Source organism: Amycolatopsis sp. cmx-4-83 (genome assembly GCF_046548815.1).
GTDB lineage: Bacteria > Actinomycetota > Actinomycetes > Mycobacteriales > Pseudonocardiaceae > Amycolatopsis > Amycolatopsis pretoriensis_A.
Genome location: NZ_JAEBEF010000006.1, coordinates 598238 through 613023 on the forward strand (window position 1 = coordinate 598238; position 14786 = coordinate 613023).

Here is a 14786-nt window from a genome sequence, read left to right on the forward strand (position 1 = left end):
CGTGAAAGTGCGCGGGTCAGCGGCGCCAGAAGTCGTGGGGGGTGCGGCCCGGGCGGAAGCCGCAGGACTCGACCAGTGCCGCGGCCTCGATGAACCCCCGGCCGACCAGGCCGGGCTCGTGGGCGTCGCTGCCGAAGGTGACCGCGTCGCCGCCGTCCTCGAACCACCAGCGGACCACCTCGCCCGGCAGCGGCACCTGCGTGTTGACCTCCAGAGCCCGCCCGCTCGCCTTGAGCGCGCGCAGCACCGTCCGGAACTCCTCCTCGTAGTCCGCCGCCGCGAACGGCGGCCCCTCGGCGGGCCACGAGCGCAGCGCGTAGTCGATGTGCGCGAGCACCGCGAAGTCCGCCGTCGACTCGACCAGGCCGAGCACCTCCGTCAGGTACGCCCGCAGGATGTCGCCGGGCGGCCGCCCGGAAACCACGGTCAGCTCGTGGTAGTGGTCACCGTCCGGGAGCGAGTGCACCGAGCCGAGGACGCGGTCGAAGTCGTGGGCCGCCAGCAGCGCGTCGGCCCGCGGGCGGTGCCAGTGCGGTTCGCTCAGCTCGACGCCGGACAGGATCCGCAGCGCCGGGAACCGGTCGCGGCACTCGGCGACCGTCGCCAGGTAGCCCTCGACGTCGAGGGCCGGCGGTTCGAGGACGCCGTCCGGGCGCAGCCGCACCCGGAAGTGGTCCGGCAGCAGCGGGCGGACCGGCTCGGGGATCAGCCACGGCGTCAGGTCCGCGTGCTCGGTGAACGCCACCGAGGGCAGACCGAGCTCGAGGGCCCGCTCGCACGAGCCGATCATCGACCCGGTGACCGTGTCCCATGACCATTCGGTGTGGACGTGACCGTCCGGCGGCAGGCTCACCGACCCACCGTAACGCGGTTTTTGGGCTACCGTCTGGCTCATGGCGCAGAAGTCGGCGGCGGTGGAGCTCGAAGTCGGGCACCGGACCGTGCGGGTCTCCAACCCGGACCGGGTCTACTTCCCGGCCCGCGGCGAGACGAAGCTCGACCTGGTCAACTACTACCTCTCGGTGGGCGACGGCATCGTCAACGCCCTGCGCGAGCGGCCGTGCATGCTGCACCGCTTCCCGTCCGGCGTCGCGGGGGAGAAGGTGCACCAGAAGCGCGTGCCGAACGGCGCGCCGCCGTGGCTGGAAACGGTGCGCGTCGACTTCCCGCGCTACGGCAGGCACGCCTACGAGCTGTGCGTCACGGAGCTGGCGCACGTCGCCTGGGCCGTGCAGATGTCCACAGTGGAGTTCCACCCGTGGAACTCCCGGCGCGCCGACACCGAAAAGCCGGACGAGTGGCGCATCGACCTGGACCCCATGCCCGACTGCGGTTTCGACCGCGTGCGCCGCGTCGCCCACGTCGCGCACGAGGTCCTCGACGAGCTCGGCGCGGTCGGCTGGCCGAAGACCTCCGGCGGCCGCGGCCTGCACGTCTACGTCCGGATCGAACCCCGCTGGGGCTTCACCGACGTCCGGCGCGCGGCGCTCGCGTTCGCCCGCGAAGTCGAGCGGCGCGCCCCCGACGACGTCACCACGACCTGGTGGCGCAAGGATCGCGACCCGCGGCTGCTCTTCGTCGACTACAACCAGAACGCCCGCGACCACACCATCGCCGCCGCCTACTCGGTGCGCGGCAACCCCGAGGGCACGGTGTCGACGCCGATCCGGTGGGACGAGATCGACGACGTCGAGCCGGGCGACTGCACCATCGCGACCGTCCCGGCCCGCTTCGCCGAGCTGGGCGACCTCCACGCGGGCATCGACGACGCCGTGTTCTCCCTCGACCCCTTGCTGGAGTGGGCCGACCGCGACGGCGTCGAGGAACCACCCGACCCGGACTGACGTATTTTCCGCGCCCGCCCGCGGCTCTGCCCGGGGTGAAGGTCGTACTGTCGGGTTTGGACGCGGGCGCGTGGAGCCTGGTCGCGTTGCGGGTGGTCCTCGAGCGCGAGGGTCACGAAGTGTCGGTGGCGGCCGACGTGCTGAAAGCCTGCCGCCGGGAGCGGCCGGACTGCCTGGTGCTGTCCACTGTGCGCGGTGCTTCGGGGGTGGACGTGCTTCGCCGCGTGCGCGCCGACCCCGGCCTGGGCGAGCTGCCGGTGGTGCTCGGCGGCCGGCTGCGGAACACGCGCGCGGACCTGCTCGCGCTCGGCTTCGACGACGTGTTCCCGGTCGCCGCCGCGGATCCCGGGGGAGCCGTGGCGGCGCTGCGGGCGTACCTGGCACGTCAGTCCAGGCGTTCGACGATCGTCGCGTTGGCGAGGCCGCCCGCCTCGCACATCGTCTGCAGGCCGTAGCGGCCGCCGGTCTGCTCCAGCACCGACAGCAGCGTCGTCATCAGCCGGGCGCCGCTGCCGCCGAGCGGGTGCCCGATGGCGATCGCGCCGCCGTTGACGTTGACCTTGGCCAGGTCCGCGCCGATCTCGGCCTGCCAGGCCAGCACGACGCTCGCGAACGCTTCGTTGACCTCGAACGCGTCGATGTCCGAGACGCTCAGCCCGGCCTGGTCGAGGACCTTGCGGGTGGCCGGGATGACGCCGGTGAGCATGTACAGCGGGTCGTCGCCGGCGACGGCGAAGCTGTGGAGCCGGGCACGCGGCCGCAGCCCGAGCGCCTTCGCCGTCTCGGCGCTGGTGATCATCAGTGCGGCGGCACCGTCGTTGATCGGCGACGAGTTCCCGGCGGTGACGTGCCAGCCGAGCTCCGGGAACCGCTGCTCCCAGACGTCGGCGCGGAACGCGGGCCTGAGCCCGGCGAGGATCTCCGGCGTGGTGCCCGGCCGCACGGTCTCGTCGGTCGTGACGTCGACGAGCACCCCGTCCGGCCCGGGCGCCTTGAGCGGCGCGACCTCGCCGGCGAACTTCCCGTCCGCCCACGCCTTCGCGGCCCGCTGGTGGCTTTCGGCGCTGAACTCGTCGAGCTGAGCGCGGCTGAAGCCCCACTTGGCGGCGATGAGCTCGGCGCTGATGCCCTGCGGCACGAGCCCGTCGGGGTAGCGGGCGGCGACCTGCGGCCCGAACGGATCCCGCCCGGCGACCTGGCTGCCCATCGGCACCCGGCTCATGGACTCGACCCCGGAGGCGATGACGGCGTCGTACGCACCGGCGATGACGCCCTGCGCGGCGAAGTGGACGGCCTGCTGGCTGCTCCCGCACTGCCGGTCCACGGTCACGGCGGGCACCGACTCCGGGAGGCCAGCGGCCAGCGCGGCCCAGCGGGCGGTGTTCATGCTCTGCTCACCGATCTGGCCGACGGTCCCGGAGATGACGTCGTCGATCCGGGCCGGGTCGATGCCGGTGCGCTGGACGAGCTCGCGCAAGACGTGGGCATGCAGGTCGACCGGGTGCACCCCGGCGAGCGTTCCGTTCGGCTTGCCCTTGCCGATGGGGGTCCGTACCGCGTCGACGATCACCGCGTCCGTCATGGCGTCTGCCTCCTCGCAGATCGGGGATGTGTTCGGTATACGCCGGGTAAGTTGGATTACACAACTCACCTGTCCGGCACGTCACAGAGGGGAGTGGGCCCGTGGGTGATCGACGGCCGCTTCCCGACCGAAGTGCTAGGTTGGATTTTCAACCCGATGGAGGTGGCATGGTCCGGCGTGGTCGTGAGTGCTCGGTCGCCGAGGCCCTCGAGGTCGTCGGTGAACGGTGGAGCCTCCTGGCGTTGCGCGAGATCATGCTCGGCGAACGGCGGTTCAACCAGATCGCCGAGAACACCGGTGCCAGCCGGGACATCCTCGCCACGCGGCTGCGGAAGCTCGTCGACGCCGGGGTGCTCGAAAAGGTCCAGTACGAGGCCCACCCGCCGCGGCACGAGTACTACCCGACCGAAGCCGGGCGGGCGTTGCAGCCGATCCTGCTCGGGCTGATGGCCTGGGGTGACAAGTACGTCCACCAGGGCGAACCGCCCACCCTCTGGCGTCACGCCTGTGGCGAAGAGCTGCTTCCGGTCACCGTCTGCGTGCACTGCGGCGAGCCGGTCAACGCGCCGGGCACCCACGCGATCCGGCTCGGGGCCGTCCACTCCTGATCCACACCGCAAAAAGGCCTCCTCGCATCCCCCGCGAGGAGGCCTTTTTGCGGCCCGGGCGTTGACTTGAGACCCCCGTCACGGTAACTCTTGAACGAATCAGTGCAAGAACCTGACAGCAACGCGAGAAATCGCAGCAGCCGTCAGGAAGCCCTCGACGAAGAGGTGCCCATGACGTGCTGCCCGCGTGCGCCGCCGGCCCGGTTCCGCGCGTGTCCGTTCCCTGGTTGTGCCGTCCCGACGCGTCTCCCCTCCTCCCCGGATCCGAGGAACCCCATGAGAACGAAGCGACTCCTGTCGCGCGCGGCGACCTACGCCGCCCTGTCCCTCCTCCTGGCCGCACCCGCCGTGGCTGCCGGCAACGTGCCCGCACCCGCACCCGCCGCTGTTGCCGCGGAAGCGGCGGCCGCGACCTACACCGCGAGCAGCCAGCTCGCCGGCTATCCCGCCTCGAACGTCGGCGACGGCAACCAGGCCACCTACTGGGAGAGCGCCAACAACCAGTTCCCGCAGTGGGTCCAGGCGGACCTCGGTGCGGCCACCACCGTCGCCCAGGTGGTGCTGAAACTGCCGGCGAACTGGGAGGCCCGCACCGAGACCTTCAACGTCCAGGGCAGCACCAACGGCACCAGCTTCAGCGACCTCAAGCCCGCCGCCGGCTACCGGTTCGACCCGGCCACCGGCAACACCGTCACCGTCGACGTCACCGGCAGCACCCGGTACGTCCGGCTGAACGTCAGCGCCAACACCGGCTGGCCCGCCGCGCAGCTGTCGGAGTTCGAGGTGCACGGCCCGGCCGGCGGGGACACGCAGCCGCCGTCCACGCCCGGCAACCTCGCCTACACCCAGCCCGCGAGCGGCCAGATCCGGCTGACCTGGTCGGCCTCGACCGACAACACCGGGGTCGCCGGCTACGACGTCTACGCGAACAACCAGCTGCGCGGCAGCGTCGCCGGGAACGTCCTGACCTACACCGACAGCCAGCCCGACGGCACCACCGTCTCGTACTTCGTGCGCGCGAAGGACGCCGCGGGCAACCAGTCGGGCACCAGCAACACCGTCACCCGCACCGGCACCCAGGCCGGGACGAACCTCGCCGTGGGCAAGCCGATCACGGCGTCGTCGACCGAGTTCACCTTCGTCGCCGCCAACGCCAACGACAACTCGACCAGCACGTACTGGGAGGGCGGCGGCGGGACCTACCCGAACCTGCTGACCGTCGCGCTCGGCTCGAACGCCGACCTGAACCAGGTCGTCGTCAAGCTCAACCCCGACGCCTCATGGGGCCCGCGCACCCAGACGATCGCCGTCGAAGGCCGGGAGCAGAGCGGCACCGCGTTCACCACGCTGGCCGCCGCGCAGACCTACAGCTTCAGCCCGGGCAGCGGCAACACCGTCACGATCCCGCTCAGCGGCCGGGCCGCCGACGTCCGGCTGCGCGTCACCGCCAACTCCGACGCCGGCGGCGGGCAGGCCGCGGAGTTCCAGGTCTTCGGCGTCCCCGCGCCCAACCCGGACCTGACCGTGTCGGCCGTGTCCTGGTCGCCGCAGAACCCCGTGGAGACCGACGCGATCACCGCGTCGGCGACCGTCCGCAACGCCGGGACGGCGGCCTCGGGCGCGACGAACGTCAACCTCTACCTGGGCACCACCAAGGTCGGCACCGCGAACGTCGGCGCGCTCGCGGCTGGTGCGTCGGCGACCGTGTCGGCGAACATCGGTACCCGCGACGCCGGCAGCTACCAGCTGACCGCGAAGGTCGACGAGGCCAACGCCGTCATCGAGCAGAACGAGGCCAACAACTCCTACACCGCGTCGACGGCGCTGGTAGTCAGCCCGGTGCAGAGCTCCGACCTCGTCGCGGCGACGGCGTGGTCGCCCGGCAACCCGTCCGCGGGCAACAACGTCACGTTCAGCACGACCCTGCGCAACCAGGGCACGGTCGCGTCGGCGGCCGGGGCCCACGGCATCACGGTGACCGTCACCGACCAGAACGGCACCGTGGTGAAGACCCTCAGCGGCAGCTACACCGGCGCGATCGCCGCGGGTGCCACCGCGGCGCCGGTCACCGTCGGGACCTGGACCGCCGCCAACGGCCGGTACACGGTCAAGACGGTCGTCGCGAACGACGCCAACGAGCTGCCGGTCAAGCAGGCCAACAACACCAGCACCCAGGCGCTGTTCGTCGGCCGGGGCGCGAACATGCCCTACGACATGTACGAGGCCGAGGACGGCGTCGTCGCGGGCGGTGCTTCGGTGGTCGGTCCCAACCGCACCATCGGCGACCTGGCCGGTGAAGCTTCGGGCCGCAAGGCCGTCACGCTGAACTCGACCGGCTCGTCGGTGGAGTTCACCACCCGCGCGTCGACCAACACCCTCGTCACCCGGTTCTCCATCCCGGACTCGGCGGGCGGCGGCGGGCAGAACTCGACGCTGAACGTCTACGTCGACGGCACGTTCCTGAAAGCCATCGACCTGACCTCGCACTACGCCTGGCTCTACGGCGCCGAAACCGGCCCGGGCAACTCGCCGGGCGCCGGGCCGCGGCACATCTACGACGAGGCCGGCGCGATGCTCGGCACGACCGTGCCCGCCGGGCACAAGATCAAGCTGCAGAAGGACGCGGCCAACAGCACGAACTACGCGATCGACTTCGTGAACTTCGAGCAGGCCACCGCGACCGCCAACCCGGACCCGGCACACTTCGCCGTGCCCACCGGCTTCACGCAGCAGGACGTGCAGAGCGCCCTCGACAAGGTCCGCCAGGACACGACACTGACCGGCGTCTACCTGCCGGCCGGGAACTACGCGATGTCGAGCAAGCTGAACGTCTACGGCAAGGCCGTGACGGTCACCGGCGCCGGGCCGTGGTTCACGAAGTTCTCCGCGCCTTCGGGTCAGGAGAACACCGACATCGGCATCGACGTGCAGGCGAGTGCGAACGGGTCGACGTTCAGCGGGTTCGCGGTGTTCGGGAACTACACCTCCCGCATCGACGGCCCCGGCAAGGTGTTCAACCTGACCAACGTCGCCAACCTGACGATCGACAACATCTGGGTCGAGCACCAGGTGGTGATGGTCTGGGGCACGAACGTGGACAACACCACGATCAAGAACTCCCGGATCCGCGACACCTTCGCCGACGGCGTCAACCTGACGAACGGGAGCACCGGCAACCACGTCACCAACATCGAAGCCCGGTCCACCGGCGACGACAGCTTCGCGCTGTTCGCCGCCACGGACCTCAACCCGGGCAACCAGTACGACAACGTGTTCGAGAACCTGACCTCGCTCACCCCGTGGCGCGCGGCCGGGCTGGCGGTCTACGGCGGGTACAGCAACACCTTCCGGAACCTCTACATCGCGGACACGCTGACCTACTCGGCGATCACGATCAGCTCGCTCGACTTCGGCTACCCGTTCCTCGGGTTCGGGCCGCAGCCGACGACGGTCCAGAACGCCTCCCTGGTCCGGGACGGTGGCCACTTCTGGGGCCAGCAGACCTTCCCGGCGATCTGGTTGTTCTCGGCGTCCAAGGAGTTCCGGGGCATCCGGGTGTCCGATGTGGACATCGAGAGCCCAACCTACAGCGGCATCATGTTCCAGACCAAGTACGACGGCACCACGCCGGAGCACCCGGTCGAGGACACCGTGCTGACGAACGTGTCGATCACCGGGGCGCACCGCAGCGGGGATGCCTTCGACGCCAAGTCGGGGATCGGGATCTGGGCCAACGAGCTGCCGGAACCGGGGCAGGGCCCGGCCGTCGGCTCGGCGACGTTCACCGGGCTCACCCTGAGCGACAACGCCCAGGACATCCGCAACACGACCAGCACGTTCACCATCACCCGCAACTGAAAGCACGCACAGGTGCCCGCCGGGAAACCGTTTCCCGGCGGGCGCCGCCGTGCCAGGATGGCGCCGGAGGTGGTCGACGTGCGGATCCTGGTCACCGGCGGCACCGGGCAGCTCGGCTCGGCGGTCGTGGCGGGCCTGCGGGCGGCGGGGGAGGAGGTCCGCGTGCTCAGCCGGCGGGCCGCGCCGGACGTCGTCCGGGGTGATCTGCGGACCGGTCGGGGCATCGACAGCGCTGTGGCCGGAGCGGACGTCGTGGTCCACTGCGCCACGGACTTCCTGCACGAGACGACGCTGGCGCGGACGCTGGTCGAGGCCGCGCGCTGGGCCGGCGCCCCGCACCTGGTGTACGTCTCGATCGTCGGCGTCGACCGCGTGCCGCTGGGCTACTACCGGGCCAAGCACGAGACCGAGCAGCTGCTCGCCGCGTCCGGGCTGCCGTACACGATCCAGCGGGCCACGCAGTTCCACGGCCTGGTCCGGACCCTGCTCGCGGGTGCGGCCCGGCTGCCGGTGGTACCGGTGCCGCGGATCTCGTTCCAGCCGGTGGACGTCCGCGACGTCGCCGGGCGGCTCATCTCACTCGTGTCCGATGAGCCGGCGGGCCGGGTGGCCGACTTCGGCGGCCCGGAGATCCTGACGGCGGCGGAGCTGGCCGGGGCGGTCGGCGAGGTGAGCGGGCGGGTCCGGCGGATCGTGCCGCTGAAGGTCCCGGGGGAGACGTTCCGCGCCTACGCCGGCGGTGGCCACCTGGCCCCGGAGCACCGCGAAGGCGAGATCACGTTCCGGGAGTACCTGACCGAGCACGCGCGGATGTATTCGGATTAATTACGAAGATTCTTGACCTTGGACCCGGATAGGTCATATGTTTGGCGGGCTGCACGCCGGTCCCGCCTTCAACGCCGAACGGATCCGACATGTCGAACCCTCCCTCTCGCCGTACCTTCTTCAAGCTCGGTGGCGCGGTCGGCGCCGGTCTCGCCTTCAGCGGCATCCCGCCTTTCGCTGCCAGTGCGGATGTTCTGCGTCCGGCCGAGGCCGGCCTCGTGCCGGACGCGCGGGCGACGACGCTGTGGTACCCGGCCCCCGCGGCCGAGGACAAGATCATCGAGCAGGGCTTGCCGATCGGTAATGGTCGGATCGGTGCCCTGGTCGGCGGTGACCCGGCCGCCGACTTCCTGTACCTCGCCGACGCGTCGCTGTGGACCGGCGGCGCCAACGACGTCCTCGAAGACGACGGCCAGTTCCCCTACGAACGCGAGAAGTTCGGCACCCTCGGCCTGCTGGCCAAGCTGCGGATCTCGGTGCCCGCGCACACCGGCGTCACCGACTACCGCCGCACGCTCGACCTCAGCAACGGCGTCGTCGTGATCACCTACCGGCACCAGGGCGTGCGCTACCGCCGCGAGTACTTCGCGAGCCACCCCGACGACGTCGTGGTCGTCCGGCTCACCGGCGGCCCGGTGACCGGCTCGGTCTCGCTGGAACCCACCCGCGGCGAAACGATGTCCGGCCCGGCGGCGTTCGCCGGCTCGTTCGCCAACGGCCTGGAGTACGCGTGCACCGTGGCCGGCGGGGTGACCTTCAGCGGGAGCCGGGACGTCGTCATCGTCTTCAGCGGCGGCACGAACTACGTGCCCGACGCGGCCCGGAAGTTCCTCGACGCCGCCCTCGACCCCTTGGCGCTCGCGAAGCAGAAGGCGGCGAAGGCCGTGCACGCCGGGGGTGGCGCGCTGCTGGCCACGCACGTCGCCGACTACCGGCGGCTCTACGACCGGATGGCCGTCGACCTGGGCCAGTCACCGCCGGCGAAGCGGGCGCTGGACACCTGGTCGCGGCTGCTGGCCCGGCACGACGACCCGGCGACCGCCGACCCGGAGCTGGAGGCGAGCTACCTGCAGTTCGGGCGCTACCTGACCATCACCGGATCGCGCGGCGGCCTGCCGATGGGGCTGCAGGGCCTCTGGCAGAACACCAACACACCGGACTGGATGAGCGACTACCACACCGACATCAACCTGCAGATGAACTACTGGCTGGCGGACCGGGCGGCGCTGCCCGGGAGCTTCACTGCCTTGGCTGACTACTGCCTCGCGCAGCTTCCCGTGTGGACGGACAGCACGAACCGCCTGTTCAACGACCCGAGGAACCGCTTCCGCAACACCAGCGGCAAGATCGGCGGCTGGGCGATCGCGTTCTCCACCAACATCTACGGCGGCTCCGGCTGGTGGTGGCACCCGGCCGGCAACGCCTGGCTGTGCAACTCGCTGTGGGACCACTACGCGTTCACCCAGGACAAGGCGTACCTCGCGCGGATCTACCCGCTGCTCGAGGGCGCGTGCGAGTTCTGGGAGGCGCGGCTGGTGCCGATGACGCTCGGCGGGCGGGAGGTGCTCGTCGACGACCACGACTGGTCGCCCGAGCACGGGCCGCAGGACACCCGCGGCAACACCTACGCCCAGGAGATCGTCTGGGACCTGTTCGAGCACTACCGCGAAGCCGTCGCGGTGCTCGGGCGGGACCGCGCGTACGGCGACCGGATCGGCGGCCTGCAGCGGAAGCTCTACCTGCCCGAAGTCAGCCCGGCGACCGGCTGGCTCGAGGAGTGGATGTCGCCGGACAACCTCGGCGAGACCACGCACCGGCACCTCTCGCCGCTGATCGGCTTCTTCCCCGGCGACCGGATCGCGGCCGACACGTCCCCGAAGGCCCTGCTCGACGGCGTGCGCGCGCTGCTCGTCGCGCGCGGGATGGACAGCTACGGCTGGGCGACCGCGTGGCGCTCGGCGTGCTGGGCCCGGCTCAAGGACGCCGACCGCGCGTACCAGCTGCTGCTCACGGTGCTGCGGCCGTCGGTGGCCAACGGCAACGGGACCGCGGCCAACTTCTTCGACATGTACAGCCAGGGCAGCTACACGATCTTCCAGATCGACGCGAACCTCGGCGCGCCGGCGGCGATGGTGGAGATGCTCGTGTACTCGCGGCCGGGAGTGCTGGAACTGCTGCCGGCCCTGCCCACGGCGTGGGCGGCCTCGGGCCGGGTGACCGGCATCGGCGCACGTGGCGGGTTCGAGGTCGACCTGTCCTGGCGCGCGGGGAAGGTGACGAAGGCGGTGATCCGCAGCGTCGGCGGCACCCGCACCGAGGTCCGCGCCGGGGCCTGGAAGCGCACGATCACCCTGCGCCCGGGCGGATCGGTCACGGTCCAGCCGAGTTGAGGCGCTGCTTGAGAACCCGGACACGGGCTGGACGGCGGACTTCTCCGACGCGGCGGTGAAGGGCAGCTCGCCGCCACCGGACTGGCGGCGATCCGGATCGGTGCGATCATCGTGCACGCACGGCGCGAGGAAACGAAGGCGCTGCCGATCAACGCCGTGCTGCTGGTGCCGGCGGCGTTCGTGGCGATCGGCCGGTTCGCCGGCCGAGGATCCGGAGGGTGCGATGACGCTCATCGGCGGGCGGGAAGTGGCCTGGACCGACCACGGCGGACCGGGCCCGGTGGTCGTGCTCCTGCACAGCTTCCTGATGGACGGCCGGATGTTCGCCGCGCAGCTGGCGGCCTTCGAGGGCTTCCGGTGCGTCACCGTCGACGAGCGCGGGCACGGCGGCACCCCCGCCGGCGGCCCGTTCGACTACTGGGACGTCGCCCGGGACGTCCTCGGCGTGCTCGACCACCTCGGCGTCGAGCGCGCGGCGGTCGTCGGGACGAGCCAGGGCGGGTTCGTCGCGCTGCGGCTGGCGCTGCTGGCCCCGTCGCGGATCAGCGCCCTCGCGGTGCTGGGCACCTCGGCGGCCGCGGAAGACCCAGCCGTCGCGGCCGGCTACCGGGCCGTGCTGGACGCGTGGGTGGCCGGCGGGGCCCCGGCCGAGGTGCTCGACGGCGTCGCGAAGATCTGCTTCGGCGACTTCGACGCTCCGGAGTGGAAGGAGCGCTGGCGCTCGGTACCGCCCGCGCAGCTGACGCCGGCCATGAACGCGCTCGTCGACCGGGACGCCGTCCTGCCGCGCGCGAGCGAGATCTCGTGCCCGGCGCTGGTCCTGCACGGCTCCGCGGACCTCGCCTACCCGGTCGAGCGCGCGTCGGAGCTGGCAGCCGCGCTGCCCGCCGCCGAGCCGCTGGTCGTCGTCGAGGGTGGTGCCCACTTCCTGAGCTTCACCCACGCGGCAGCGGTGGACCCGCCCCTGCGGACGTTCCTCGGGGCGCACGCGTGACGGACGTCGACCTGCGCAAGCTGCGCTACTTCGTCGCGGTCGCCGAGGAGCTGAACTTCGGCCGCGCCGCCGCGCGGCTGCACATCGCGCAGCCGGTGCTGTCGCGGCAGATCCGGGCGCTGGAGGCCGAGCTGCGGGCGCAGCTGTTCCGGCGGGACAAGCGGTCCACCGAGCTCACCGACGCGGGCCGCCAGCTGCTCGCGGACGCGCGTCCGCTGCTGGCCTCGGCCGAAGCCCTGCGCCGCCGGGTCGCGACGGCCGCTCGCGCCACGTTCACCGTGGCGTTCATGCCGGGTCTCACGGTCACCGACGCGGTCCAGGCGCTGTCCGCGCGCCACCCCGGCGTCGCGGTCGAGCTGCTGCGCACGACGTGGGAGGACCAGACCGAGGTGCTGCACGACGGCCGCGCCGACGTCAGCCTGATCCGCCTCCCGGTGGACCGGCGCGGGCTGACCGTCCGGCCGTGGTTCGCCGAACCGCGCGTGGCGGTGGTGCGGGCCGGGCACCGGCTGGCGGGCAAGGAGTCGGTCCGCGTCGCCGACCTGGCCGACGAGCACGTGCTCAACGACCCGGACGCGGTCCCGGAATGGCGGGACGTCGCGGTCGAGCTGCGCGACGGCACGGCCCCGCGGCGGCGCGAGTTCCGCAGCGTCGAGGAGAAGCTGGAGCACGTCGCCGCCGGGCGCGGGATCGCGGTGGTGCCGCGGTCGACGTCGGCGTACTACACCCGGCCGGACGTCGCGCACGTGCCGGTCGAGGACCTGCCGCCCAACGAGGTCTGCCTCGCCTGGGTGGCCACCCGGCGATCGCGGCTGATCTCCGAGTTCGCGGAGATCATCGCCGGGGAAGACCGGACGACGAGCACGGGAGAGCGATGATCCGCTGGGCGACCTTCGACTGTTTCGGCACGTTGGTGGACTGGCGCCACGGCATCGCCGCCGGGATCGAGCTGCTGTTCCCCGGCCGCGGCGCGGAGCTGCTCGAGGTCTACAACCGCTTCGAACCCCAGGTGCAGGCGGAAGAACCGGGGCGGCGCTACCGCGAGGTGCTCGCCGAGTCCCTGCGCCGGACCGCGGCCGAAGCCGGGCTGGAGCTGGTGCCCGACGACGCGTCCGTGCTCGGCGCCGGGCTGCCGCACTGGCCGGTCTTCCCGGACACCCGCGCGGCGCTGGCCGGGCTACGGGAAGCGGGCTGGCGGATCGCGCTGCTGACCAACTGCGACCGCGACCTGATCGGCGAGACCCAGCGCCGGCTGGTGGTCCCGGTCGACGCGATCGTCACCGCGGAGGACGTCGGCGAGTACAAACCCGCCCACGGCCACTTCCGGCGCTTCGCCGAGACGTTCGGCGCCACCGCGGAGAACTGGGTGCACGTCGCGCAGAGCCACTTCCACGACATGGTGCCGGCGCGGGCGCTGGGCATCCCGCGCGTGTGGATCAACCGGCACGCGGACCCGCACGACCCGGCGGTGGCGGACGCCGTCCTGCCGGGTTTGGCCGGGCTGCCGCCGGTGGTCGAGCGGGTGCACGCGGCGGCCCGCTAACGCTCGGCCGCCACCCGCAACTCCGCTCGCCGCACCGGGAACAGGCCCGCGCGCAGGCTCCGCCACACCTTCGACGGCCGGCGCCGGGCCACCGCCGCCGGGGCGGGGCCGGCCCGGTACTCCATCTCCACCTTGGCCCAGTCGTAGATCCAGTCGCCTCGCATACCGATCCCTCACTCCGTCGAACGATGCCGAACGCTGTCGAACGTTGCCGACGGAGTCCACGATCGTGCTGAGGCCGCCCCGCCCGCATCGGGCGAACACGCACTCCGGCCGGGCCGGGCCCTTACCCCCGGAGTTCGGCCACCGCGTCCAGGTGCCGCGGCGCCCAGCCGAGTTCGCGCCTGGCCCGGGCCGCCGTCAGGCGCTGGTCCAGCGCGAACGCTTCGGCGATCGGCCCCATCCGGTCCGCCGCCTCCTCGGACGACAGCGAAGTGACACGGCCGGGACAGCCGGCGGCGTGGGTAAGGGCTTCGACGACGTCCCGCACCGGCACGTTCTGGCTCACCCCCGCGTACACCGCCTTCGCCGGCGCGTTCAGGGCGAGCACGTACAGCTCGGCGACGTCCTCGACGTGCACGACGGCCCAGTGGTTGCCGCCGTCGCCGATCATCGGGACCGAACCCGCCTCGCGCCCGGGCTCGGCGAAGAACGCCTCGACGAGCCCGCCGCCGAGGCCGTAGACCAGGCCGGGCATCACGAGCACCGGATGGCCGCCGCGCGAGAGGACCCGGTACTCGTTCGCGCGGCGCCACGCCGTGATCGCGGGCGGGAACTGGGGCGCGTCCTCGTCGACCACGCCGTCGGTGTTCCCGTAGACCCAGACGCCGCCGGTGTGCACGTACGGCCCGCGGTCGCCGAGGCCGTCCTGCAGGGCGTCGGCGGCCGCGCGGTCGACTTCGGCGGTGTCGGCGCCGTAGTGCTGGCCGAGGTGGATGACGCCGTCGGCCGAAGCCGCGGCCTGGCGCAGGACGCCGGTGTGCGTCAGCCCGCCCGTGACCGGTCGCGCACCCAGTCGGGTGAGCGTCCGCGCCGCGGCTTCGCTGCGGGCCAGCGCGCTCACCTCGTGCCCGTCCCGCACGAGTGCCCGGACGGTCGCGCGGCCGACGTACCCGGAGCCGCCGGTGAGGAAGACCTTCATT

General features: G+C 72.0%; 13 protein-coding genes. 9 read left to right on the plus strand and 4 right to left on the minus strand.

Translation table 11 applies throughout. The features are described 5' to 3' along the window. Positions 1-16: 16 nt before the first annotated feature. Positions 17-853 (minus strand): PHP domain-containing protein, encoded by an 837-nt coding sequence (locus ACLJQM_RS21450; RefSeq protein WP_410632527.1) that lies wholly within the window; start codon positions 851-853, stop codon positions 17-19. Positions 854-893: 40 nt separating this feature from the next. Here ACLJQM_RS21450 and ligD point away from each other — a divergent pair, with 40 nt between their 5' ends. Together ligD and ACLJQM_RS21460 are read left to right on the plus strand one after the other, a co-directional pair. After that, complete coding sequence (gene ligD, locus ACLJQM_RS21455) at positions 894-1844, plus strand: non-homologous end-joining DNA ligase (RefSeq protein WP_247023416.1); 951 nt, start codon at positions 894-896, stop codon at positions 1842-1844. Positions 1845-1879: 35 nt separating this feature from the next. Then, on the plus strand, positions 1880-2299 hold the full coding sequence (locus ACLJQM_RS21460) for a hypothetical protein (protein WP_410632528.1): 420 nt from the start codon (positions 1880-1882) through the stop codon (positions 2297-2299). On the opposite strand, the gene ACLJQM_RS21465 is transcribed toward ACLJQM_RS21460, so the two are convergent. Next, on the minus strand, positions 2230-3426 hold the full coding sequence (locus ACLJQM_RS21465; RefSeq protein WP_410632529.1) for a thiolase family protein: 1197 nt from the start codon (positions 3424-3426) through the stop codon (positions 2230-2232). The two genes, ACLJQM_RS21460 and ACLJQM_RS21465, sit on opposite strands and share 70 nt — an antisense overlap. A gap of 167 nt (positions 3427-3593) precedes the next feature. On the opposite strand from ACLJQM_RS21465, the gene ACLJQM_RS21470 reads away from it, so the two are divergent. From ACLJQM_RS21470 to ACLJQM_RS21500, 7 genes are all read left to right on the plus strand, one after another. Then, entirely contained in the window at positions 3594-4034 is a 441-nt protein-coding gene (locus ACLJQM_RS21470) for a winged helix-turn-helix transcriptional regulator (RefSeq protein ID WP_410632531.1), read from the plus strand. 276 nt (positions 4035-4310) lie between these two features. Further along, positions 4311-7892 carry a discoidin domain-containing protein gene (locus ACLJQM_RS21475; protein ID WP_410632532.1) on the plus strand — a complete coding sequence of 1194 codons (3582 nt, stop codon included), beginning with the start codon at positions 4311-4313 and terminating at the stop codon, positions 7890-7892. A gap of 69 nt (positions 7893-7961) precedes the next feature. Beyond that, positions 7962-8717: an SDR family oxidoreductase gene (locus tag ACLJQM_RS21480; RefSeq protein ID WP_410632556.1), complete on the plus strand. Its 756-nt coding sequence runs from the start codon at positions 7962-7964 to the stop codon at positions 8715-8717. An 89-nt stretch (positions 8718-8806) separates the two neighbouring features. Further along, entirely contained in the window at positions 8807-11107 is a 2301-nt protein-coding gene (locus ACLJQM_RS21485) for a glycosyl hydrolase family 95 catalytic domain-containing protein (protein WP_410632533.1), read from the plus strand. A 223-nt stretch (positions 11108-11330) separates the two neighbouring features. Then, positions 11331-12101: an alpha/beta fold hydrolase gene (locus ACLJQM_RS21490; protein WP_410632534.1), complete on the plus strand. Its 771-nt coding sequence runs from the start codon at positions 11331-11333 to the stop codon at positions 12099-12101. Continuing rightward, positions 12098-12979 (plus strand): LysR family transcriptional regulator, encoded by an 882-nt coding sequence (locus tag ACLJQM_RS21495; protein ID WP_410632535.1) that lies wholly within the window; start codon positions 12098-12100, stop codon positions 12977-12979. Before ACLJQM_RS21490 ends, ACLJQM_RS21495 begins: the two co-directional genes overlap by 4 nt. Continuing rightward, a complete protein-coding gene (locus tag ACLJQM_RS21500; protein ID WP_410632537.1) occupies positions 12976-13644 on the plus strand; it encodes an HAD family hydrolase in 669 nt (222 codons plus the stop codon). The genes ACLJQM_RS21495 and ACLJQM_RS21500 overlap by 4 nt, the downstream gene beginning before the upstream one ends. Here ACLJQM_RS21500 and ACLJQM_RS21505 read toward each other — a convergent pair. Next, positions 13641-13808: a hypothetical protein gene (locus tag ACLJQM_RS21505; RefSeq protein ID WP_247023406.1), complete on the minus strand. Its 168-nt coding sequence runs from the start codon at positions 13806-13808 to the stop codon at positions 13641-13643. The genes ACLJQM_RS21500 and ACLJQM_RS21505 overlap by 4 nt on opposite strands. A gap of 122 nt (positions 13809-13930) precedes the next feature. Next, on the minus strand, positions 13931-14785 hold the full coding sequence (locus ACLJQM_RS21510; RefSeq protein WP_410632538.1) for an NAD-dependent epimerase/dehydratase family protein: 855 nt from the start codon (positions 14783-14785) through the stop codon (positions 13931-13933). Between the last annotated feature and the right edge of the window lies 1 nt (position 14786).

Excerpts from the sequence above, each read along its gene's own strand:
- ligD (WP_247023416.1), top strand. The coding sequence starts at position 894 with ATGGCGCAGAAGTCGGCGGCGGTGGAGCTCGAAGTCGGGCACCGGACC.
- ACLJQM_RS21465 (WP_410632529.1), bottom strand. The coding sequence starts at position 3,426 with ATGACGGACGCGGTGATCGTCGACGCGGTACGGACCCCCATCGGCAAG.
- ACLJQM_RS21470 (WP_410632531.1), top strand. The coding sequence starts at position 3,594 with ATGGTCCGGCGTGGTCGTGAGTGCTCGGTCGCCGAGGCCCTCGAGGTC.
- ACLJQM_RS21475 (WP_410632532.1), top strand. The coding sequence starts at position 4,311 with ATGAGAACGAAGCGACTCCTGTCGCGCGCGGCGACCTACGCCGCCCTG.
- ACLJQM_RS21485 (WP_410632533.1), top strand. The coding sequence starts at position 8,807 with ATGTCGAACCCTCCCTCTCGCCGTACCTTCTTCAAGCTCGGTGGCGCG.
- ACLJQM_RS21490 (WP_410632534.1), top strand. The coding sequence starts at position 11,331 with ATGACGCTCATCGGCGGGCGGGAAGTGGCCTGGACCGACCACGGCGGA.
- ACLJQM_RS21500 (WP_410632537.1), top strand. The coding sequence starts at position 12,976 with ATGATCCGCTGGGCGACCTTCGACTGTTTCGGCACGTTGGTGGACTGG.
- ACLJQM_RS21505 (WP_247023406.1), bottom strand. The coding sequence starts at position 13,808 with ATGCGAGGCGACTGGATCTACGACTGGGCCAAGGTGGAGATGGAGTAC.
- ACLJQM_RS21510 (WP_410632538.1), bottom strand. The coding sequence starts at position 14,785 with ATGAAGGTCTTCCTCACCGGCGGCTCCGGGTACGTCGGCCGCGCGACC.